We start from the raw sequence: 21,283 nt of genomic DNA, 5'->3' as shown, positions 1-21,283 counted from the left end.
GAGCATGGCCTATGGCCATCGATGCCCGTATCCGAAGGCCGCTGCGGCCTTCGGACCTTCTCTCGCTAGAAGCCCGACTGGATGCGCGAGAAGACGAGATTGGTGAAGATCGAAATCTGTGCGCCGACGAACGGCGCCGAGATGCCGATCGTGACCATGACGGCGACGATCTTCGGCACGAAGGTCAAGGTCGCTTCCTGCACCTGGGTGAGTGCCTGGATCAGCGCGATGACCAGACCGACGACCATGGCGGCGACGACAGCCGGACCGGAAGCCACCAGCACCGTCCAGATCGCCGCCTGGAAGATATCCAATGCATCGGCTTCATTCATGACATTTCACTCCCGGTTCAGCGGCTCCTCATGAGCCGCTGGTCGAATCCGTGCCAGACGAATCGCTGCTGCTAGTATCGCTTGACGAGGCCGGCACATCAATGGTCGTGCCTGCCGGAGCGATCGTCACGCCGGCCTGGATCAGGATCTTGTCACCGGCGTTGGTCTGCGCGATGATACCGTCCGAATAGACGGTTACTTCCTTGATCGTGCCCGTGGTCTTGCCATCGGCGCTCATGATCTGCTTGCCGATGTAATCGGACGCCTGCGAGATCCATTGGTTCTGCAACACGGTTTCCAGATGCGAGTTCGTCTGGATCTGCTGCTCGACCTGGGAGAAGCTCGCCAGCTGCGAAATCTGCTGGCTGGCATCCATTGGACTAGTCGGGTCCTGGTTCTTCATCTGCGCGATGAGAAGCTGCAGGAAATCGTTGTAGTTCAGGTTGGCGCTCGCCGATGCGGCAGCAGCATTTTTCGTGGCTGTGGAAGAGCTGTCCGTGCTGCTGTTGACGGCGTCTACCGCTGCCATGGAGCGATCTCCCGACGGATATGCTCGATCGTCGCCGCCGGCATTTCCTGATTGTTCAGAATATTGTCCTCGATCGGGTAGAGGCCGCGGATCGCCTTCAACGCGTCGAAAGCGCGGCCGGTGGCGACGAGGCCATCGATACGCTTCAGCTCGGCCAGCACCTCCTCGTTGTGGAAGCACGAAAGCAGCATGACGATCGACTTGCGGAACATCGTCGTCGACTGATCCTTGCCCTCCGGATTGATGAGGATCATCTGCGCGATGAAATAGAGCTGACGCAAGGGCGTCGTCGCGTCTTCAGGCTGGAGGACGTGGTTCTCAAGCAGGAATGTCACATCATTCAGGAATTCCAGCGCGACCTTGCGATCGACGCGCAGGACGGCCCCGTTGATAAAGATCTTTTCCCCGGCTTTGAGCGATATGCGAAGCGTACTTTTCATTTAAGTCCATCCCTGATGATGGTGGTGACATCGATGATGCCTTGATAATTTTTCGACTGGCGCCGCTGGATTCGATCGCACTCCTTCAAAATCCAGATGGCGATCGAGATGAGGTTGGCACGCAGTTCGACATTGAGCTGGTTCTCCGGACTTTTGAGGTCCTCCACGAAGCTCACCCATACGCGCCGCGTATAGAAGAGCGCCTCGATCGCCTCGCGGCCGTATTTCTCCGCATCACGGGCCGCGGAGAGGAGAGCTATCGACCGGTCCAGAACTTGTCGTTCTCTTTCCTTGGCGTCGGCCACCGCATCCTGCATGACTTCCGCATATGAGAACTGATACATTCACGCATCCTTCCTGGTCATTCCTTCCCTTTGATCATCAAAGGTAATTTACAAGACTGAGCTGCTGGATCTTTGAAACAATGGTGTAAGCGGTCTCGAGCTGGGTCTCGAGGCTGTTGACCTTGGTCGAAGCCTCATAGGGATCGACCCCCGTCAGATCGCCCAGGCTGGTATTGAGAATGGTCTTCTGGGCATTCAGCGTCGTGTTCGCATCCGACAGGCGCGACTGCGACAGACCGAGCTGGCTTGCCTGGCTGTTCAATCCGTCGACCGCCTGGCGCGAGTAGCTGATGGCCTGATCGGTCACCGCATTCAGCGCATCCGAACTCAGGGCCGGCGTCGTGCTCATCAGTGCATTGGTGACGCTGGTTGCAAGCGCCAGGTAGCGAATGCCGGAGGAATTCGAATTCGTCGACGTTTCCACCACTTCCGAATTGCTGATGCGGCTCGTCATATTCTGGTCGGACGCGCTCGACCAGCTTGCCCAGCTGGCGTCGGAGGTGAACATCGGCTCGACCTTGGTGGTGATGAAGTCCTTCATCTGGGCGCCGGTCAGATTGCTTGTCGATGTTACGGGCGGGGTCTGAGCGGCCATATAGGCCGTCAGCGCGGTCTGGATTGCGGTATTCGTCGCGGCCGACTTATCCGTCATCGGTTGAACATCGGTATTGGTGCCGGCGAAAAGATATTCGCCGTTGACCATGGTATTGGCGGAAGCGATAACGCTCGAAAGGGCGGAAGTCGCAGTCGACTGCGTCAGCGCCACGCTGCTTCCATCCGTATTGCCGCGCAGGGCCACCAGCTGATCCATCAGCTTCTGCGCCTGGCTGCCCATATCGCTCAACGCGGTCTGGGACGAGGTCATACGCTGATTTGCAATGGAATTGCTGCTGAGAATGGAATCGATACGCGACACTTCCCGTGTCAGGTTCACGCTGAGCGATGTGCTGCTGCCCAGCGAAACCCCGATGTCGGCATAAACCCCGGTGGTTGCTTCCGTGGAAGCACTCGTCATCTCATTTTGCGTCTGACGGATTGTCTGACGCATGGCATTTTGAATGGCCGTGCTCGAAATGAAAGAAAGTTTCATGGCTTAGCTCGCAATATCCAGTACCGATTGAAGCATCTCATTGACGGCGTTCAATATCTTCGTTCCAGCCTTGTAGGACTGCTCGATATCCATCATCAGCGTCAGTTCTTCGTCGAGATTGACGCCGGTCGCATTCGAATAAGCGCCAGAAGAGCGCGATAGTGCCGCGGATGTGTTTTCAGCCGCGGTCGTTGCCGTGCTGCGCTGTCCTTCGAGCCAGCCGATGGAACTCGATGCATAATCCATGAGGCTGGCCCGGGTATCGGAGCCGGCCGTGGCATCGAAATCCATCTTCGTATTCATCGCAGTGATAAAGGCATCCAGCTGGGTGGAATAACCGCTGCCACCGCTGGTATTCTTCGTATAACCCGTCTCGCCGGTCGCGGCATTGTTGTTAATACCACCATCACGCAGCAATGTCGGATCGCCACCTTGAGACGTGATTAACTTCGGATTAACGGCTATCGAGCCGGCCAGGCCTGTGACCGCGGTAGTACCCGTCGGAACGGTGCCGCCGCTCCAGGTGAAAAGGCCGGGCAGGGTCGGCTTTGCGGGATTGCTATTCGTTTCGGCGAACGTCGTCACCAGACCGCGCGCAATCTCATCGAGCTGCTTTTGATAGGTCGGCGCAACATCGTCCCGGACCTGCAGCGCCGCCTGGAGGCTGCCCTGCGCGGTGGTGCTCGCACTCTGGCCTGGAGTCAGCGCAACGCCATCGATATAGACATTGTTGCCGACCGTGCCGGCCGTATAGGTATTTGTCGGCTGAAACGTCACCGTGCGCGGAATGGTTTCGAACAGGGTCGTTCCGCTCGTGGTGTAGAGCGCCATATCGTTGTTGCCGCGCGTCACCGTCGTCACGCCGACAATCTTCGAGATCTGGTTCAGGATCGAATCGCGCTGGTCGAGAGCGTCGGCAAGGGCGTTGGACGTCGGTCCGGCGGTCGTCGTCGCCGATTTCACCGCCTCGTTTGCTTCCTGGAACTGCTTCAGCAGGCTGTTCAGTGAATTGACGTCGGAGCTGATCTGCTTGTCCGCATCGGTTCGTGCGGCCTGCACCGCAGTCGTCGCATTGTTCAGCGACGTGACAAGGCTCTGGGCCGCGTTGATCGCCGATTGCGCCGCCGTGGTGCTGGACGGAGAACCGGAATAGGTCTGCATCGCCTTCTGGAACGCCGAAAGAAGGGTCGCCGGAGCGATTTCATTGTCATTTCCGCCGAGCGTAGCCGACTGAAGATTGCTGTAGGCGTTCAAAAGCAGCTGCTGGGCCGAATCCGATGACGACGAGCTGAGATAGGCCTTCTGCAGCGCCGGCTCGCTGCTGCGGTCGATCTTCACAACCTGGGCGCCAGCCATGTCCGTGGTCACCACCGCTTGGCGACGCGAATAATTCGTGTTGCTGTCGTTGGCGATATTGTTCGATACGACACTGCTCTGCGTGCCGGTATTGTTGAATATTGCCTGCGCGTTATTGAGAGCTGTTGTGAGCGACATGACTGACTCGATACCCTGTTCGTTTTAGCGCCGCAGAATGGCCGATGGCGCGCCGGAAGTGTCGGAATAGCCTGTCAGAGCAAGGCCGGCGAAGTTCACTCGATTGTCGTTGGCACGGTATGGATGGCCGCCTGAGCCAACCGCGAACGGCCATCTGCGGGAAGATTGGGACACGCGAACACCGTTGCTGCGGAGATCGGGACCGGCGGCGGGAATATGCAGCACGCCCATCCCTTCCACGGCCGTAGGATGAGACGACATCGCACCGGCTGCGCGGTCAAAAGCAGCGCCCAGGCGAATTGCCCGTGCGTCCACTTCCGCAAATGCGGTCTTCATGCTGCCGAAATTCCTCATCTGGAATCCTCGTTATCCTTCATACGACTGAGAGTAGGTGGCGGGCCTTGCGTGAAGCTGTCTGAGAGGACGAAAAGCCGATCATGGCGAAAAGCATATCCACTAGCGCCGCATTGCAGCTTCATCGCCGGTAGATGCGGGCGAAAATCGTAAGGAACGACGAACCTATCGCGGTCATGACGATCCGGCGCGATGCAAAAGGATAGGCCCGAGAATCGGATGATTCCCGGGCCTATTCGCGAGTTTAGCATCCTGGATGCCGATCGGAGATCGTCAGCTCCAGTCGATGCAGTAGCCTAGGAAGCGCTTGGAATCGACAGGGTCGAAGCCGAGTTTCTTGCGCAGTTTCTTGCGCAGCTTCGAAATGTGGCTTTCAACCACGTTTTCCTCGACCTCTTCGTCGAAGATACCGTAGATGGCGTTGAAGATCTGCGTCTTCGTCACCCGGCGACCGCGATTGGCGATCAGGTATTCGAGAATGCGGCGCTCGCGGCGCGGCAAAGCGAACACGGAACCGTTGATTTCCGGATCACGGCCGTCCGCGAAGACACGAATCGGACCGATATCGGTATAGTTGTTGATCGCCTTCAGCCTACGGCGGATCGCCGCGGCACGGGCTAGGATCTCGCGGGGATGTACCGGCTTGCGCACGACATCGTCGACGCCGCAATCGAAGAGTGCAAGGGTGGCCTCCAGCGAGGGCTGGTCGCTGACTGCGATCACAGGCGCCGCTGTCCGATCACGGATCGCCCTGGGCAGCTCCAGCACGTGCTGGCCTTGCCCGATCAGAAAAGCCTCAACAGCAGCAATATCGCCTTCTGCCGCCGTCGTTACCCATTCGCCGAATTCGCGTGGATCAAACCCTGTGGAAGGGATGCCCTCGCGTCCAAACAGTGATGTATATCCGTCCTTAACGAGCTCTCGCTCATCAACCACTACGATCATTCGTCCGCCTCCGAATCAGTGTGGTGTTTCGATGAACTATGGGTACGAATCGGGCGAATCACGAACAACTGTCGGAAATGAGTGACGGAAATTAATAATTGATTAACTTTGGAGGTGCGATTTGCACTAGATGTAGTAGGTGCATTGCATTTTACACCGAGAAAAAACTTGTTAGTTAGCGTATTATCAACAAGCCCATTTTGGGCAAATCGACGGCAGTCAACCACCTCGGTTGGGTTAGCGCCGACTAACCGGAAGGTCGACACAACCTATAGGTTGTCTAGTTCTGACAGAAGGTCGCTGCGTTCGGTGTCCATTTGCCGTAGCCGGTGGCGACCAGATTGGCGATCACACGGCATACATAGACCTTTTGGGCGGGGTCATTGTTCGGGCCGGCATGGTATCTCGCTACCGCCATCGTCCAGGTCTCATGCCTGTCATGCAGATTGCGGAGAAACTTCGCGGCATACTCGACGTTACTGCGCGGATCGAACATTGCGTCGACCGAGGCAAAGTTTTCGCCGTGAAAATACTGGTTGATCTGCATGCAGCCGACGTCGATAAGCTTTGCACCGCTCTGCCTTGCCGCGGCGAAGACCTGCAAGGCAGCCCCCTCCGACGGCGGGAAGATCGGCCGCCCCTCGACATTGAGGGCGTAGGGGTAGAGCGATCCCTTGCGCCCCGTCTCCGTCAAGCCGACCGAATAGAGGATCCCTTCGGGTATTCCGTATTTCGCGGCAGCAGACTGGATTTCGCGCTCGCAGAGGCCAGCCGCACCATTATCCGGCGGCGCCGGATTTCCCGACGCATAGGCTTCAGAGGTAAACGGCGCCGGAACGAGAGCGCTGAACGCCACCAGCAGCGCCGTCTTCAACACCGCGCTCACCCGAACTGCGATTGCCATTGTTTCCATCTGCCTGCTGTCCCGAATAGTTCTGGCCCCGGGGACGCGCGTCGCCCCCTTGTCCCTGGTTCAACAGGGACTGTTGCTGGTTCGACCCGGAATTGCGGCCGCTGTCTGGCTGCTGATCCGCATTGGAGGCCAGGGTTACGGTAATGTTGTCCACCTGGTAGCCCTGGGCGCGCAGCGCATCGACCATGCGGCTCTGATCGGCATGGAGCTGCCTGTAGGCCTCGCCCGTCTGCACTTTCAGGTCGACGCTCAGCTGATCTCCGGAAAGCCGCATAGTGGCCGTGACGTCGCCGAGGTTGTCGGGACGCAGCTGGATCTTGAGCGTGTTGACGACCTTGCCCGTGCTCGACTGATTTGCGGCGTTGGAAAGCGCCGAACCCGGCTGCATCGCGGCCGACCATTCACGATCGCCCGCCAACGCCCCTGCGACGAGCGACGAGTTGGTATTGGTGGCAAGCCCCAGATAGCGGCGGGAATCCAGGACTGTGATCGTCGGGGTATCGCCGCCCGAGGAAGCCGCCACCTTGACGTCTGCCGCCTCATCTCCGCTCTTGCTGATCGACAGGTCGAGCGCGCTGCCGCGACCGTCCGACCGCGACAGGCGGAAGGTCTGTGCGGCATCCGACCCCTGGCCGTCATCCGGCAGCGTCACCGCCGCATCCGATGCATCATCCGCGACAGCCGCCTTGGCGAGCGGGATTCCCTGGACCTTCGCATCGTCGGTCGTCTTGGTCGCCTGCGCTGTGCCGGCCTGTGCAGCGACGACGGGCTGCGGGACATTCAGCAGTGACAAGGCATCCGAAATCGTAGTGGCGGGTTGGCTCGCCTGCGTCGGCGTAGACTTACCATCATCCGTCGACTGCGCATCCTTCCCGTCTTTCACGGCGGGTGCTTTGCCATCGCCCTTCACTGGCGTGGCTTGACCGTTGGTCGTCGTGAGATCGGCCAATTGCTGTGCGAGCTCGGCAAGCTGATCGAGCGTGGTCGGTTGCGCCGGCACATCGCTCGTGCCGACAGCCGGCGTCGCCGGGTCCGGGACTGCCGCCGTCTGATCGCCTTCCACGGGAACCGTGTCGTCTTCCGTCGCCGGTACCGCGTTCTGCAGTTCGATCAGCGATTTCGAGAGCGCAGCTGCGCCGGCACCCTGGGATGGCTTTGCCCCCTTGGTGAGGCCGGCGAGGTTGGCGAGATTGGCTCCGGAGGTATCGATCATTCCAGCTCCGGCACTGGCGCCTTCATCGATGGAAAGGGCCAGCGAGCCGGGATCGCTTGCTGCCTTTACGGCGTCCGCATCGTTGGCGGCTGTCGTGTCTGCGTTTGCCGCCGCATCCGCTCCAGCATTCGGGCCGGAAGATTTGCGTCCGTTGCCGAGCGAACTGGTCAGCGCATCGATAAAGCCCTTGCCGTCATCCTGCTTCGTGGAGCGGTTGCCTTTGGCGGCAGCAAGAATATCCGCCCCCGATGAGGCGCTGGAGACACCGATGTCGTTCATGATCAATGACTTTCCTGCTTCAACAGGCCGTCGATGGCATTCAGCTTCGAACGGCTCGTCGTGACGAATGCGTCGAACGAAGAACCGGCCTCCTGCCGCCCTCCTTCCGGGGCGGGAGCCGCGTTCGCCGAGGCTCCCTGCTCAACACCCGCCGTGCCGGGAGATTGACCTCCCGATTGCTTCGTCACAGCAGCATCGTGTTCAGTATTCTGTTGATTGGGCAGATTAGAAACATTGGCTTGCCCGAGGCTTGCTGGATCGGGAGCGCGCAATATCTCCTGCGCAACCGCCTTTGCGGCGTCGCGCAGAGCACGATCGCGCGCGTTCAGCTCGCCCGCCGGCATCTGATTGAGATCGTTGATCGCCGACTTCAGCTCCGGCGTGGATATGCCCGCCACACCGCCATAGAAGTTGGCCAGCGCGCCGAAGGCGTCACCGCCGTCGGTGGCGGAGATCGCCTGGGCGCGGCTGGCCGCCAGTGCGGCAAGATCGGCCTTGCCTGCGATCGCCGCCCGGCGCGCCATGCGCAGATAGATCTCCCTTTGCCTGGGAGGGTCCATGAAGGACAGGATGTCGATGATGTCCTGCTGCTTGACGTCGGAATCGTGATCCACCACCAGCTGCACGAAAAGGTCGGCAAACTGGCTGGCATAGGGCGAATGCAGAAAGCGCCTCGTATAGCGCCGCGCATAATCAAGCCCGGCCGGCACCATTCCCGCATCGGCGCACAAGGCAAGAGAGCGCCGCAGCGCCGATTCCTCGACGATCGTACCGGGCGCCATCACGCGCGCCCAATCGTAAAGCTGCAGGGCCGCCTTGCCGTTCTTGCCGGACATGACATTGCCGGCAACGAGCGAGAGATAAGGACCGATCGGCTTGTCGCGATATTCCCTCGCGATGTCGGCAAGCGTATTGACGACCAGCAGCCCCTTGCCGTTCAGATATTTTCTAAGCACGTCCGCGACACGATTGTCGAAATTGCCGTTGAGGTCGCGCGACATCAGATATTCGAGCGTTTCGGGATTGCCGCCGCTCATGGCATAGATCAGCGCCGCATCGACGTTGCGGTTGTCCTCGAACACGGATTTATCGGCATTGCGCAAGCGTTCATCGATGGTGGCAAGCAGGAAGCGCTGCATCTCTCCGGCGGAGCTGTCGCCCGCCGCGACTGAATCCTGGACGAATTCAAGCGAGCGCAGCATCTTGTAGAGCGGCAGGTTGTCCTGCCCCTCGGCGCTCGCGGCCGCTGGCATCAACATGCCGAGGGTGAGCGTAAGCGCAAGGTGATGACGATGCTGTTTGCGCGCCATGAACTAGCCCTGTTTACCTTGACCTGACTTGCCCTTCCCCGAAGCGGGCTTGGCCGGGCTTTGCGCATCGGGGCTCGCCCCTTCCTTCACGGCCTGGTCCGAAGGATTGGCAATCAGGATCTCGATACGGCGATTGGCGTCGTTGAAAGGATCGTTGGGCAGCTTCAGCCGTCGGTCCGCGAAACCGGAGACCTGCGCGACCCGTTTCTCGTCCAGCCCGCCGCTGGTCAGCATATAGTAGGCGCTCTGGGCGCGATCGAGCGACAGGCGCCAGTTGTCGTTGCGGCCCCCGACCATATAGGGACGCCCGTCCGTGTGGCCACGGATCAGAAGCGATCCCTTGCGCGCAGCCAGAATCTTGCCGATCTTCTCCATCGCCAGCACCATCTCCCGGCGCGGAACGGCCGAGCCGATGTTGAACATCGGATCATTGCTCTGATCGGAAATCGTAACCAGCACGCCGCCTTCGGCCGCGCTGACCTGCAGCCCTTCGGCGAGCTGGCCGGCAACACCCTTGATCTCGGCCTGAATCGCCTGCTGCAGATCCTTGGCCTCCTGCTGCTGCGCCTTTGTCGGCGTCGCATCCTTACCCTGAGGCAGGACGGCATTGTCTTCCGGCATCGGCGCGTCGCTTTGCCCCGAGACCTTGGCGATCTGCTGGGCTTGCGTCTGCTTTTCCTGCCGTTTGCCGGTGGCCTGCTGCTCGCTTATCGTCGGCTGCTGTTCAGGCGTCTGCGGCTGATCGGCCGGCTGGCCGGTATCTGCAGCCGTCGCCTTCGACAGGGCGATCACTTCGCCCTTGTCCGTTTGATCCGACTTGGCGGACTGTTCCTCATTCGCCTTCTTCGAGGCGCTGGAAACCCGGACCTGCTTGGTCCAGAAATCAGGATCGAAGGGATCGCGATAGGCCTGGCCGCCATCCGCGCCCGTGGCGGGGCCGGACTGGGCGGCACCGCCCTCGCCCTTGGCGCTGACATTGGCCTGCTGGCCGACTTCCTGTGCGATTTCCGCCAGGACCGAATAGGGGTTCTCGAAGAAATCGGCTTCGGAATAGTTCGTCTGGTCGCCCGAGGTCGACGTCAGATCCTCGCCGGTCTTGGCAGACTTGCCATCGTTCGGCTTGTCCTGCGGCTTATCCGATTTCTGCTGGTTCTTTTCACCCTCAGCCTGGTCGACGGGCTTCTTGAGCCCCTTCTCGGTCGGTTTTTCGTCCGCCAGCTTGATGGGATTGAAATAGGAGGCGACGGAGGCCTTCGTCTCCTCGTTGGCGGCGTTGACCAGCCACATCACCAGGAAGAAGGCCATCATGGCCGTCATGAAGTCCGCATAGGCGATCTTCCATGCACCACCATGGCCGGCCTCATGATCGCCGCCGCCGTGGCGCTTGACGATGATGATCTCGTGCTTGCCGTGATTTTGATCGCCGTCGCTCATTTCAGAATCTCTTTCAGACTAGCGGCCCAGGCTGACATGCGGGTCACGAGGACGCTCTCGCCGATGGTGACGGTGAGATCGACGTCCTCCGTCTCGACGTGGCGCAACAGGGCGTCGTCATCACCGATATGCGCGCGAAGAGCCTCGAAGAGATGATGCGGGCCGCTGACGGAGATCGATCCGGCACTGCCGTCGAGAATGGCACTCCTGACCAGGTCGGCAAGATCGGCAACGGCCTTGGCTGTCAGCGTTTCGGTCATGATCGGCGCAAGGATGGCTGCCGTTTCAGCACTGATCGCCTGCCCGAGCATCGTGGCCATGCCGGTCAGGCCAGCCGCGATCTTCTCGGCCGCCTGCTCTTCATAGCGTATCCGCAAGGCCTCCATTTCGGCCTGATGTGAACCGGCCACGGCATCGAGCTCGGCCTGATGCTTCTGTGACAGTTCCCTCGTCGCGGCCTCGTGTCCTTCCGCATAGGCGGCCCGGCGCTCGGCCTCGATATCGACGGGCGGCTCGATCGGGCTTTCGGGAAACTCCATCATCTCCGCAAACGCAGCGTCCTCCGCAGGCGGCGGGGGGGCCTGTTCGGCGCTGAAATCCTTGAGATATCGGGATAGTGCCAGGCTCAAGCGCGCATCTCCCCACTCGCATCGGAAGGACGCAGCGCGTCGGTGCCTGCTGAGGGCAGCTCCATTCCCATTCTCAAAACGTCGATCATCACGCTTCCGGTTTCCGTCCTCGGGCTGCGCTTTCCGGAAATGACTGACGTCACCGGCACATTGCGCAACCATGCCACTGCGAAGGACCGTAGGCAGTCAAACTTGTGCGAGGATGAATGCGGCGGCCTTGCCGGTCGAGGGCCGACCGAGCCGGGCCGCGCGCCCGTCATTTCGACTGGAGGAGAATCAGTACCTTGCTCGCCATGCTGTTGGCGATCGACAGTGCCTGGATACCCATCTGCTGCGCTGTCTGCAGCGCATTCTGCCGTACCGACGCCTCTTCCATATTCGTGTCGACGAGATCGCCGACGCTGCTCTTGACGGCGTCGCTGAGCTTGGAAATATAGTCGGACTGGTCGTCGATATTCGATTTCATCAGACCCAGCGTCGAATCCGCCGAAGTCGCGGACTTCAAAAGCGAATTGGTGACATTGATCATGTCGGTCAACTCGTCATTCGTCGTGCTGCTCGATATCGCGATCTCCGTTCCGCCCGCCGGCGCCGTGCCGGCGTCGGCAGCCAGGAGATAGTAGTTGCGGGCCGTGGTGCTGCCGCCGGAGGTATCGAACGTGCTCGCGTCGACATTCTTCGTCAGCAATCCCCGGCTCGCATCGGCCGTATCGATCATCAGGGTCTGGGAACTGTCATAGCCGATCGTCGTGAGGCTGATCTGGCCGCCGACGCCGCGCGTGAAATTGCTGATCACGGATTGCTGCGTGTTGGGATGCTGGTCGGTGTTGTAGAGCCAGTTTTCGCCGGAGAAGGATGCCGATTGGGTAACGGATTGCAGCTGATTCTTAAGCTGCTGAATATCGGAATTGATCGCATCCTTATTTGTGCCCTCCTCCTTTGCCGAAACCAGTTTCGACTGGATTTGCGTCAAAAGGCTGACGACCGTATCCATGGCGGTGGACGCGGTGTCGACCTTGGAGGAGCCGAGGCCCAGCGCATCCGTGATCGTGGAGAGGCTGCTCCGATCCGAGCGCATGGTGGTCGCCATCGACCAGTAGGTCGGATCGTCGCTCGCCGTCTCGATGCGATAACCGGACGAGACCTGATGCTGCACGACACCGAGATCCTTGTTGATTCCGCGTAACACGGTCAGCGCCGCGGACGCAGCATGATTCGTCGTCACATTGCTCATCTGAGAATCCGTAATTCCATTGGGACTGGCAAACCGGGCCGATCCGGTAGCAACGATTGGCCTCATGCCCACCAGCGGGGAATATCCCAGCGCGGCCCGTCGCTAAAGCAAAGCCCGGCTCTCGTTCGGAAGGCGATCGAAGGCCGGACCCTGCACAAAGACTGCAAATCAATCAGCGACAACGTTATCAAAAGCTTATGTGCGGCGACAAGAGGGAAATGCCGCCGCGCCATCCTAACGCAAGCTCCAGTCAAGGCTCACTTGAAGAGGGAGAGAACGTTCTGCGCGCTGGTGTTGGCGATCTGGAGCGACTGGATGGCCAGCTGCTGCTGCGTCTGCAGGGCCGACAACCTGCTCGATTCCTCTTCCATATCCGCATCGACGAGCTTGCCGACGCCAGAATCGATCGTGTCGCGCAGCGTGGAAACGAAGCTCGTCTGCAGATCGATGCGCGTCGAAAGCGAACCGAGCTGCGAGGCCGTGCTCGTCATGGCGTTAAGGGCGCCCTGAATAAGGTTCATGGCCTTGCCGATGTCGCCACCCGTCATGTTGGTGATATCGAGACTGAAGACCGAATAGGACGTGCCGTTGATATTCTGCTGAGTACCGAGAATACCAGAGGTGGTATCGATCGTACCGCCGCTTGCGCCGAACAGCACGTTACCTTGCGAACCGGTGTCGAAGCTGTAGCTGGTGCTGTTGACGGAAACGGTGCCATTGTTGTTGCGAACAAAGGACGAGACGACGGAGGCCGATGCGCCGTTGACCGCATACATCCAGTTCTGCCCGGAAAAGGAAGCGGACTGTGCGATACTCTCCAGCTGCTGCTGAAGCTGCGTGATTTCCTCTTGGACATCAGCCTTCGAAACGCTGTTTTCGGTTGCTGCGACGAGCTTGTCCTTGATCTGCTCCACGACGTTGATGGAATTATCCATCGCCGTATAGGCCGTGTCGACCTTGGCAGCACCCAGGCCCAATGCATCCGAGACGGCGGAAAGCGCGCTGTTGTCGGAGCGCATGGTGGTCGCGATCGACCAGTAGGCGGCGTTATCGGCTGCCTTGGCGACGCGATAGCCGGAGGATACGCGGCTCTGCGTGTCCTGCAGGCTCGTGTTGATGCCGCGCAGGGTTTGAAGGGCGGACATTGCCGCGTCGTTGGTGAGAATGCTGGTCATCGAAGGTGCCCCTTTTGGCTGAATTTGGAAGGGACATTCCGGTCTGCGGCCGGGAACGGCAATCAGCCTCATGCTTGTTAACCGCTTTTTAAAAGGGGTTAACCAACCGTTGCGTTAGCTGCAACTGACAGCATTAGAGTTAATAAAAGGTTAACGCCACCAACAAAAGTTAACGAATTCATGCGGCTGGTAGCCTAGAGGCTCGCAAGTCAGCCTCGCGCCATCTTGGGCGTCGTAGCATGGAAGCGATCCGTCGGATGTCGGGCGGAAAGCGGCCGCCCTTCTTTACAAGGGCATTCCGACGGCAGCGTCGATAAGACCGGCCATAGACGAGGTTGAGATGTTCAGTTTGCAGGACGCCGGACAAGCGGCGGATGATCGCCGCGTGCGGACAAGCCTCGACCCGGACGACTGGCAGGCTCTGCGCAAACAGGGCCATCAGATGCTTGACGACATGTTCGATCATCTCCAGACGCTCGGCCCGAAGCCGGTTTGGCAACATGCTCCCGCCTCTGCCCGCGCCCTGTTCGATGCGCCGCTGCCCGTGGAGGCCGGTGATCTGGCCGAAGTCCACGCGATCTTCCGGGAAAACATCCTGCCCTACGGCAGCGGCAATATCCATCCCGGCTTCATGGGCTGGGTCCAGGGCGGCGGCACGGTCGCGGGCATGCTGGCCGAGATGCTGGCGGGCGGGCTGAACGCCAATCTCGGCGGACGAGACCATATGCCGATCGAGGTCGAGCGCCAGATCATCCGCTGGACGCGCCAGATCTTCTCCTTTCCGGAAACGACCGGCGGCATATTCCTGACCGGAGCATCGCAGGCCAATTTCGTTGCGGTGCAGATCGCCAGATGCCGCAAGCTCGGACGCAATGTGCGCGCAACCGGCCTGTCCGCCGAATCCCGGCTGGTTGCCTATGCGTCGAGCGAAGTGCATGGCTGCGTTCCGCGTGCCTTCGAAATGTCCGGCATCGGCAGCGATCAGCTGCGGCGCATTCCTGTCGATACCCTCGGCCGGATCGATCTCGATGCGCTGGAGCAGGCGATCCTGCGCGACAGACAGGAAGGCTTCACGCCCTTCCTCCTCATCGGCAGCGCGGGAACGGTCAACACTGGCGCCGTCGATGACCTCGCCGCCCTGCGCGGCATCGCCGACACCCATGATCTTCATTTTCACGTCGACGGCGCGCTCGGCGCTCTTGGCGTTCTCAGCGAGGAGCTTGCGCCTTTGTTCGCGGGAATAGAAACCTGCGATTCGCTTGCCTTCGATTTTCATAAGTGGGGTCAGGTACCCTATGATGCCGGCTTCCTCCTGGTGCGAGACAGCGAGTGGCAGCGGCAAGCCTTTGCTTCGGATGCCGCCTATCTCAGTCGCGCAGCGACCGGACTTGCCGCTGGCGACTGGTGGCCCTGCGACTACGGTCCGGATCTCTCCCGTGGCTTCAGGGCGCTGAAGACCTGGTTCACCCTGAAAACCTATGGCGTCAAGGCACTGGGGCAGGCAATGAACGCCAATTGCCTGCTGGCACGCGAGCTTGCATGGCGGATCGAGCAGGAGCCGGCGCTGAAACTGCTCGCGCCCGTCGCCCTCAACATCGTCTGCTTCGCCTATGTCGGAGCCGAAGGAACCGTGCCGGCATCGGTCAATTCCCACATCGTCGAGCGTCTCCACGCCGAAGGCCGCGTCGCTCCGTCCCTGACCCATCTGAACGGTCAGCCGGCAATTCGCGCGGCGATCGTAAACCACCGTACCCGACAGACGGATATCGACGCGCTCGTTCGGAGCGTTTTGATAATCGGCTCCCAACAGGATCTTCCGCAATGCTGATGACCAAAGCCCCCATCGCCGATCCGGCCCTACTGAACATGCCGGGCGATGCCCGAATTCTCGGCATGCGGAAAATAGTCTCTCTCGTCTATGCCGGTCACGACGTGACCCCACTCTGGAACGAGCTCATGCAACGTGTGACGGCGGATCCAACCGCTGCTGCCGCGCTGTTGGATATGGCGATCATCCTGCAAACCCTCGGCCGTGGCGACGAAGCCCGCCAGATCCTGAAGAGCGCCGTGCAGATGCGCCGCGACTATTGCGTCGTCCACGGCAACGGGACCGGTCCGCGGCTACTCGCTTTCGTGACCGAAGGCGATTTCATGGCCAATACGCCGCTCGATTTTCTGCTGGCCGGCAGCGACTGCATGCTATGGCTGCGCTATGTCGACCTTGAGACATCTGCTCTCGCCGATCTGCCGGAGCATGACGTCGCCTTCATGGCGATCGGGGAATCGACCGAAAACGCCCCTCTTCTTGCCCATATGCAGACGCTACTTGCCAAATTCGACGGTCCGGTGATGAACCGCAATCCGGAACTGATCGCAAGGCTGACGCGCGACGGCGTCAGCGGCATGCTGGCGAATGAGCCCTCCATTCTTTCGCCCTTTACCTATCGGGTATCGCACGCCGATCTTACGGCCGTCGCCATGGATGCGAAGCGACTGGACGATTGCGCTCCGGGCCTAGCCTACCCGCTCGTCGTGCGTCCGATCAGCACGCATGCCGGCAACGGCATGGAACGCATCACCGACTCCACCGAGCTTGCCGCCTTTCTGAAGGCCCAGCCCGCTCCGGAACTCTACGTCGCGCCCTTCATCGATTTTCGCGGTTCCGACGGCTATTATAACAAGCAGCGCATCGTGTTCATTAACGGCAAGGCGTTCGCGAGCCACATGGCGCTCTCGGACCATTGGATCGTGCATTATCTGAGTGCCGGCATGGAGCAGAGCGCGGCAAAACGCGCCGTCGAACAGGCATGGATGGAAAATTTCGATCAGGATTTCGCCGTGCGCCACAAGGAAAGCTTCGCCGCCCTTTGCCGCCGTATCCAGCTTGATTATTTCGGCATCGATTGCGCCGAACTTCCTGATGGACGCCTGCTGGTGTTCGAGCTCGATGTCGCCATGGTGGTCCACGACATGGATGATCCGATCGTCTACCCCTACAAGCAGGTGGCTATGCGGAGACTGTTCGATGGTTTCGTCGATGCCGTCAGGCAAAAGGCTGCCGTGGCCCTGGGAAAGGCGTCCTGAACCGGTTGGCGTCGATTCGCCTGGCCAAAATGAAAACCGCGCCTTCCGGAGAAGGCGCGGCGAAGGTTTGGCTCTTGCCATCGACCAACGCAGAGCGTTGGTTCTTCCTATTAACGGAAGAGCGACAGGATCGACTGGCTCGAAGAGTTGGCGATCGACAGGGACTGGACGGCGAGCTGCTGCTGCGTCTGCAGAGCGGACAGCTTGCTCGATTCCTGTTCCATGTCGGCATCAACCAGCTTGCCGACGCCGGATTCGATCGAGTCGGAGAGCGAGGAAGCGAAGCTCGTCTGCAGATCGATGCGAGCGGAGACGGAGCCCAGCTTCGAGCCGAGGCTGGTCATGGAGTTCAGAGCGGTCTGAACCATGTTCAGGGCGCTGGAGATCTGGCCGCTCGTCATGCTGGAGATGTCGAGGCTGAAGACCGAAGCGCCAACCGATGCATCCGACGTACCCAGGATGCCCGAGGTCGTGTCGATCGTGCCGCCGCTCGAGCCGAACAGAACGTTGCCGGTTGCGCCGGCGTCGAAGGCGTAGGAGGTCGTGCTGATCGAAACGGTGCCGTTGGTGCCGCGGATGAAGGACGAGACGACCGAAGCGGAGCCACCGCTCGAAGCCACGACCCAGTTTTCGCCGTTGAACGAAGCCGACTGGGCGACGCTCTGCAGCTGCTGCTGCAGCTGGCCGATTTCTTCCTGAACAGACTTCTTGTCAACCGACTCTTCCATGGCGGTAGCAAGCTTGCTCTTGATCTTGCTGACGATGTCGATGGCGCTGGTGACGGCGGTGGTTGCAGTATCAACCTTGGCGGCGCCGAGGCCGAGAGCGTCGGAAACTGCGCCGATGGCGCTGTTGTCAGACTTCATGCTGGTGGCGATCGACCAATAAGCGGCGTTGTCGGAAGCCTTGGAGATGCGCAGGCCGGAAGACACGGCGTTCTGCGTGTCCTGAAGGTTTGAGCCGATGGTGCGCAGCGTCTGGAGAGCAGCCATTGCGGCGTTGTTGGTAAGAATGCTCGTCATGATATTTGCCCCTTTGGCAGTGGTTGAATAAGGGACATTCCGGACCTAAAACCGGTAACGGCATTCAGCATCATGCCTGTTAACCAAAACCGTTAAGGTTAACTCGCCGCTTCGATGGTCCTAAGAAACAGCAATATAGTTAAGAAAAGCTGAACTCACTCGAGCCGGAAAATATAAAAAAAACCGCACCTTAGACAGGTGCGGTTAACTTGTTGTTTAGGATTTTCGACCAACGCGTTGCGTTGGCGCTTCCTATTAACGGAAGAGCGACAGGATCGACTGGTTCGAAGAGTTGGCGATCGACAGGGACTGGATAGCCAGCTGCTGCTGCGTCTGCAGAGCGGACAGCTTGCTCGATTCCTGTTCCATGTCGGCGTCAACCAGCTTGCCGACGCCCGACTGGATCGAGTCGGAGAGCGAGGAAGCGAAGCTCGTCTGCAGATCGATACGGCTGGAGACAGAGCCCAGCTTCGAGCCGAGGCTGGTCATGGAGTTCAGAGCGGTCTGAACCATGTTCAGGGCGCTGGAGATCTGGCCGCTCGTCATGCTGGAAATGTCGAGGCTGAAGACCGAAGCGCCAACCGACGCATCCGACGTACCCAGGATGCCCGAGGTCGTGTCGATCGTGCCGCCGCTCGAGCCGAACAGAACGTTGCCGGTTGCGCCGGCGTTGAAGGCGTAGGAGGTCGTGCTGACCGAAACGGTGCCGTTGGTGCCGCGGATGAAGGACGAGACGACCGAAGCGGAGCCACCGCTCGCAGCCATGACCCAGTTTTCGCCGTTGAACGAAGCCGACTGAGCGACGCTCTGCAGCTGCTGCTGCAGCTGGCCGATTTCTTCCTGAACAGCCTTCTTGTCAACCGAGCCTTCCATGGCGGTGGCAAGCTTGTCCTTGATCTGGCCGACGATGTCGATGGCGCTGGTGACGGCCGTCGAAGCGGTGTCAACCTTGGCGGCGCCGAGGCCGAGAGCGTCGGAAACTGCGCCGATGGCGCCGTTGTCGGACTTCATGCTGGTGGCGATCGACCAATAAGCGGCGTTGTCGGAAGCCTTGGAGATGCGCAGGCCGGAAGACACGGCGTTCTGCGTGTCCTGCAGGTTACCGCTGATGCTCTTCAACGTCTGGAGAGCGGCCATTGCGGAATTGTTGGTGATAATGCTGGTCATTGAGTGTGTCCCCTGGAAACTGGATACGAAAGGAGGACATACCGGACTGGAAATACCGGCGATGACGGAGCAGCTTCATGCCCCTCGATCCATTTTCCTGGAGGACCAAACCCGTCATGTTGCGAGGAAGGTCGCACCCATTGCTTGCCAATTTCTTAAACGCGGGGCCACCGGAAACCGCCTGTCCTGAACGTGGCTAACAATGCGTAAAGGCGCTTTCAACCGTTGCTTCGGTTTCAGGCAAGCTACGTAAGGGATCATCAGGCGAATCCATGATGCCGGGGCCTCGACCTTGACCGAGAGCCGGCCAACATATCGCTTGGAGTTCTCGCTCGTGAATACGAAAAATGCCTTTGTGACAGCGTCGGGCTTCTATCAAAAGGGGCAATATACGCGCGCACTCGAAACGCTGAACGAGTTGCTCAACGTCGACAGATCGCCCAAGACTTATGCGTTGCTGGCAAAAACACTGCTCAAACTCGGGTTCAGATCGGATGCGGCGAGCGCCTATGAGCTGGCGGGCCGGCAGAAGCCGCAGCGCGACGACTATCTTCGCGAGGCGCTACTGCTTCACAGCGATTGCGGTAATGACGATCAGGCTCTCGCGGTCGGCAACCTGATCCTTCCAATGGCGTTCAAGGACCCGGAGCTTGCCTTCATCCTCGCCCGCATTTTCCTGAGCCGAGAGCAGAAAGAACTCGTGAGCGGCTTCAAGACGATACTGGTCGAGGGACCGGAGCTCAAGCATCGGCTCATGGCAGCAAAACTCCTCACCGACGATCTCTACGACGAAAGCAACCGGCACCTTGTTGCGACACTATTCAAAAAACATCCCGACAGCAGCATCGCTCGCATACTCCATCTGATCTTCGCCCGAGAAATATCCGATCTCGCGGTTGTCGACAGATACATGCCGCCGATCACAGCCGCACTGGCAGAGGGCAATCTCTCCTACGTGATCCCGGACAATCCCTTCTTCCACCTGCATTGGTGTGGCGATGAAGCAATTAACAAGCATGCGATCCACGACACAAAACCCTTGCCCCCCGGCCTTGCCGAGGCTCGTCGCAAGTTGCCACACACATGGAGCAACAAGATCCGCGTCGGCTATCTCTCGTCCGATTTCTGGCCTGGCCACGCGACGATGAAGCTGATGCAGCGGACCCTGGAGCTGCACGACAGGGATCGGTTCGAGATCACCCTTTTCGACCATTCCGATCTCGCTTCCCAGAAGGAACAAGGGTTCGATCATCAGAAGTGGGGAACGATGGTCGACGTTCGCGGTCTGTCCGACCAGGGCGCGGCAGCGGAGATCCGATCCCGGAACATCGACATTCTCGTCGATCTCAAGGGACACACCAAAGGAAGCCGCGCGGTTATCCTCAACCATATGGCAGCTCCGATCCATGTTTCCTGGCTCGGTTTTCCGGGCTCTGTGATCAACATCGACCTCGATTACATCGTCGGCGACCATTATGTCCTTCCAGATCATTCGAAGCCGCATTTCCACGAGAAGTTCTGCCGCCTGCCCGAATGCTACCAGCCGAACGATCCGCTCAACCGCCCGAAGCCGCGGCCGACGACCCGCGCGCAGCACAAGCTTCCCGAAGACGCCTTCGTCTTCGCCTCCTTCAACGGCAACCGCAAGATCACCTCACAGATGGTCGACGTGTGGTGCAATATCCTCAAGCGCACCAAGAACAGCGTGCTTTGGCTGCTCTGTAACGGCCCGCGCGCAGAGGCCAATCTCTGGGCACGTCTGGAAGCGCGTGGCATCAGCCGCAAGCGGGTCGTCTTTACCACACGCATTCGCTACGAGGATCACATCGATCGCCAGCAGCTTGCCGATCTCGGCCTGGATACTTTCCCCGTCAACGGCCATACGACCACGTCCGAGCAGCTATGGGGCGGTTTGCCGGTTCTCACCATGAAGGGCACCAACTTTGCCTCGCGCGTCAGCGAAAGCCTGCTGAACGCCATCGGTGTGCCGGAGCTGGTCGCCGAGGACCTTCAAGCCTACGAAGATATGGCGGTGCAGCTCGCCAGCCAGCCGGAACGCATTGCGCAGTTCAAGGAGACGCTGGCCGCCAACCGCTACATCAAACCGCTCTTCGACGCCGAGCGCTTCACACGCCATCTGGAGGCGGCCTTCGAGATGATGGTGGACCGGGCCAAGCAGGGTCTCGCACCCGACCATATGGACGTCCCAGCGCTGCCCATGCGCGCGCAAGCATTTATGGAAGAAGACCAGAGCTCGGCGGCGATCGCGGCCGAATAAAGCCCAGCGATCGGCGG

Annotated in this window: 20 protein-coding genes; 3 read left to right on the top strand and 17 right to left on the bottom strand. The window is 59.9% G+C overall.

Annotated features, from left to right (window positions below; translation table 11 throughout):
- Positions 1-65 precede the first annotated feature (65 nt).
- The 15 genes from fliQ to PH552_RS21375 all read right to left on the bottom strand — a co-directional run bounded on the left by fliQ (position 66) and on the right by PH552_RS21375 (position 13,715).
- Positions 66-332 (bottom strand): flagellar biosynthesis protein FliQ, encoded by a 267-nt coding sequence (fliQ, locus tag PH552_RS21445; RefSeq protein ID WP_075855152.1) that lies wholly within the window; start codon positions 330-332, stop codon positions 66-68.
- Between the two features lie 28 nt (positions 333-360).
- Positions 361-861: a flagellar hook assembly protein FlgD gene (flgD, locus tag PH552_RS21440; protein WP_112344310.1), complete on the bottom strand. Its 501-nt coding sequence runs from the start codon at positions 859-861 to the stop codon at positions 361-363.
- The gene (gene flbT, locus PH552_RS21435) at positions 849-1,301 is read right to left on the bottom strand and encodes a flagellar biosynthesis repressor FlbT (RefSeq protein ID WP_112344309.1); all 453 of its coding nucleotides are present in this window, start codon (positions 1,299-1,301) and stop codon (positions 849-851) included. Before flbT ends, flgD begins: the two co-directional genes overlap by 13 nt.
- Positions 1,298-1,645 carry a flagellar biosynthesis regulator FlaF gene (flaF, locus tag PH552_RS21430; RefSeq protein WP_112344308.1) on the bottom strand — a complete coding sequence of 116 codons (348 nt, stop codon included), beginning with the start codon at positions 1,643-1,645 and terminating at the stop codon, positions 1,298-1,300. Before flaF ends, flbT begins: the two co-directional genes overlap by 4 nt.
- Before the next feature lie 37 nt (positions 1,646-1,682).
- Positions 1,683-2,735, bottom strand: coding sequence for a flagellar hook-associated family protein (locus PH552_RS21425; protein WP_112344307.1), 1,053 nt, complete (start codon positions 2,733-2,735; stop codon positions 1,683-1,685).
- A 3-nt stretch (positions 2,736-2,738) separates the two neighbouring features.
- The gene (flgK, locus tag PH552_RS21420; protein ID WP_112344306.1) at positions 2,739-4,229 is read right to left on the bottom strand and encodes a flagellar hook-associated protein FlgK; all 1,491 of its coding nucleotides are present in this window, start codon (positions 4,227-4,229) and stop codon (positions 2,739-2,741) included.
- A gap of 24 nt (positions 4,230-4,253) precedes the next feature.
- On the bottom strand, positions 4,254-4,565 hold the full coding sequence (locus tag PH552_RS21415) for a hypothetical protein (RefSeq protein WP_183762728.1): 312 nt from the start codon (positions 4,563-4,565) through the stop codon (positions 4,254-4,256).
- Between the two features lie 291 nt (positions 4,566-4,856).
- Positions 4,857-5,528 carry a transcriptional activator Rem gene (gene rem, locus PH552_RS21410; RefSeq protein ID WP_112344304.1) on the bottom strand — a complete coding sequence of 224 codons (672 nt, stop codon included), beginning with the start codon at positions 5,526-5,528 and terminating at the stop codon, positions 4,857-4,859.
- A 280-nt stretch (positions 5,529-5,808) separates the two neighbouring features.
- Positions 5,809-6,402 (bottom strand): transglycosylase SLT domain-containing protein, encoded by a 594-nt coding sequence (locus PH552_RS21405; RefSeq protein ID WP_183762775.1) that lies wholly within the window; start codon positions 6,400-6,402, stop codon positions 5,809-5,811.
- Positions 6,344-7,933 carry a flagellar hook-length control protein FliK gene (gene fliK / locus PH552_RS21400; protein ID WP_183762724.1) on the bottom strand — a complete coding sequence of 530 codons (1,590 nt, stop codon included), beginning with the start codon at positions 7,931-7,933 and terminating at the stop codon, positions 6,344-6,346. Before fliK ends, PH552_RS21405 begins: the two co-directional genes overlap by 59 nt.
- 2 nt (positions 7,934-7,935) lie before the next feature.
- The gene (gene motC, locus PH552_RS21395; RefSeq protein ID WP_183762721.1) at positions 7,936-9,243 is read right to left on the bottom strand and encodes a chemotaxis protein MotC; all 1,308 of its coding nucleotides are present in this window, start codon (positions 9,241-9,243) and stop codon (positions 7,936-7,938) included.
- Positions 9,244-9,246: 3 nt separating this feature from the next.
- Positions 9,247-10,677: a MotB family protein gene (locus tag PH552_RS21390; RefSeq protein WP_285166276.1), complete on the bottom strand. Its 1,431-nt coding sequence runs from the start codon at positions 10,675-10,677 to the stop codon at positions 9,247-9,249.
- The gene (locus PH552_RS21385; RefSeq protein WP_183762715.1) at positions 10,674-11,306 is read right to left on the bottom strand and encodes a hypothetical protein; all 633 of its coding nucleotides are present in this window, start codon (positions 11,304-11,306) and stop codon (positions 10,674-10,676) included. Before PH552_RS21385 ends, PH552_RS21390 begins: the two co-directional genes overlap by 4 nt.
- 256 nt (positions 11,307-11,562) lie before the next feature.
- Positions 11,563-12,540: a flagellin N-terminal helical domain-containing protein gene (locus PH552_RS21380; RefSeq protein ID WP_112344298.1), complete on the bottom strand. Its 978-nt coding sequence runs from the start codon at positions 12,538-12,540 to the stop codon at positions 11,563-11,565.
- 257 nt (positions 12,541-12,797) lie between these two features.
- Positions 12,798-13,715 carry a flagellin N-terminal helical domain-containing protein gene (locus PH552_RS21375; protein ID WP_112344297.1) on the bottom strand — a complete coding sequence of 306 codons (918 nt, stop codon included), beginning with the start codon at positions 13,713-13,715 and terminating at the stop codon, positions 12,798-12,800.
- 340 nt (positions 13,716-14,055) lie between these two features.
- On the opposite strand from PH552_RS21375, the gene PH552_RS21370 reads away from it, so the two are divergent.
- Together PH552_RS21370 and PH552_RS21365 are read left to right on the top strand one after the other, a co-directional pair.
- Entirely contained in the window at positions 14,056-15,543 is a 1,488-nt protein-coding gene (locus tag PH552_RS21370) for a pyridoxal phosphate-dependent decarboxylase family protein (RefSeq protein WP_183762712.1), read from the top strand.
- Entirely contained in the window at positions 15,537-16,799 is a 1,263-nt protein-coding gene (locus tag PH552_RS21365; protein ID WP_183762710.1) for a tetratricopeptide repeat-containing protein, read from the top strand. The genes PH552_RS21370 and PH552_RS21365 overlap by 7 nt, the downstream gene beginning before the upstream one ends.
- Positions 16,800-16,909: 110 nt before the next feature.
- Here the strand turns inward: PH552_RS21365 and PH552_RS21360 are convergent, their stop codons facing one another.
- Positions 16,910-17,821 (bottom strand): flagellin N-terminal helical domain-containing protein, encoded by a 912-nt coding sequence (locus PH552_RS21360; protein ID WP_145644331.1) that lies wholly within the window; start codon positions 17,819-17,821, stop codon positions 16,910-16,912.
- 255 nt (positions 17,822-18,076) lie between these two features.
- Positions 18,077-18,988 (bottom strand): flagellin N-terminal helical domain-containing protein, encoded by a 912-nt coding sequence (locus PH552_RS21355; protein ID WP_145644332.1) that lies wholly within the window; start codon positions 18,986-18,988, stop codon positions 18,077-18,079.
- Between the two features lie 334 nt (positions 18,989-19,322).
- Here PH552_RS21355 and PH552_RS21350 point away from each other — a divergent pair, with 334 nt between their 5' ends.
- Positions 19,323-21,266 carry an O-linked N-acetylglucosamine transferase, SPINDLY family protein gene (locus tag PH552_RS21350; protein ID WP_183762707.1) on the top strand — a complete coding sequence of 648 codons (1,944 nt, stop codon included), beginning with the start codon at positions 19,323-19,325 and terminating at the stop codon, positions 21,264-21,266.
- The last annotated feature ends 17 nt before the right edge of the window (positions 21,267-21,283 follow it).

This window comes from Rhizobium aureum, assembly GCF_030182495.1.
Classification (GTDB): domain Bacteria; phylum Pseudomonadota; class Alphaproteobacteria; order Rhizobiales; family Rhizobiaceae; genus Rhizobium; species Rhizobium tropici_C.
The sequence above is the reverse complement of the archived record's forward strand: the minus strand, read 5'-3'. Positions and strand labels throughout refer to the sequence as shown.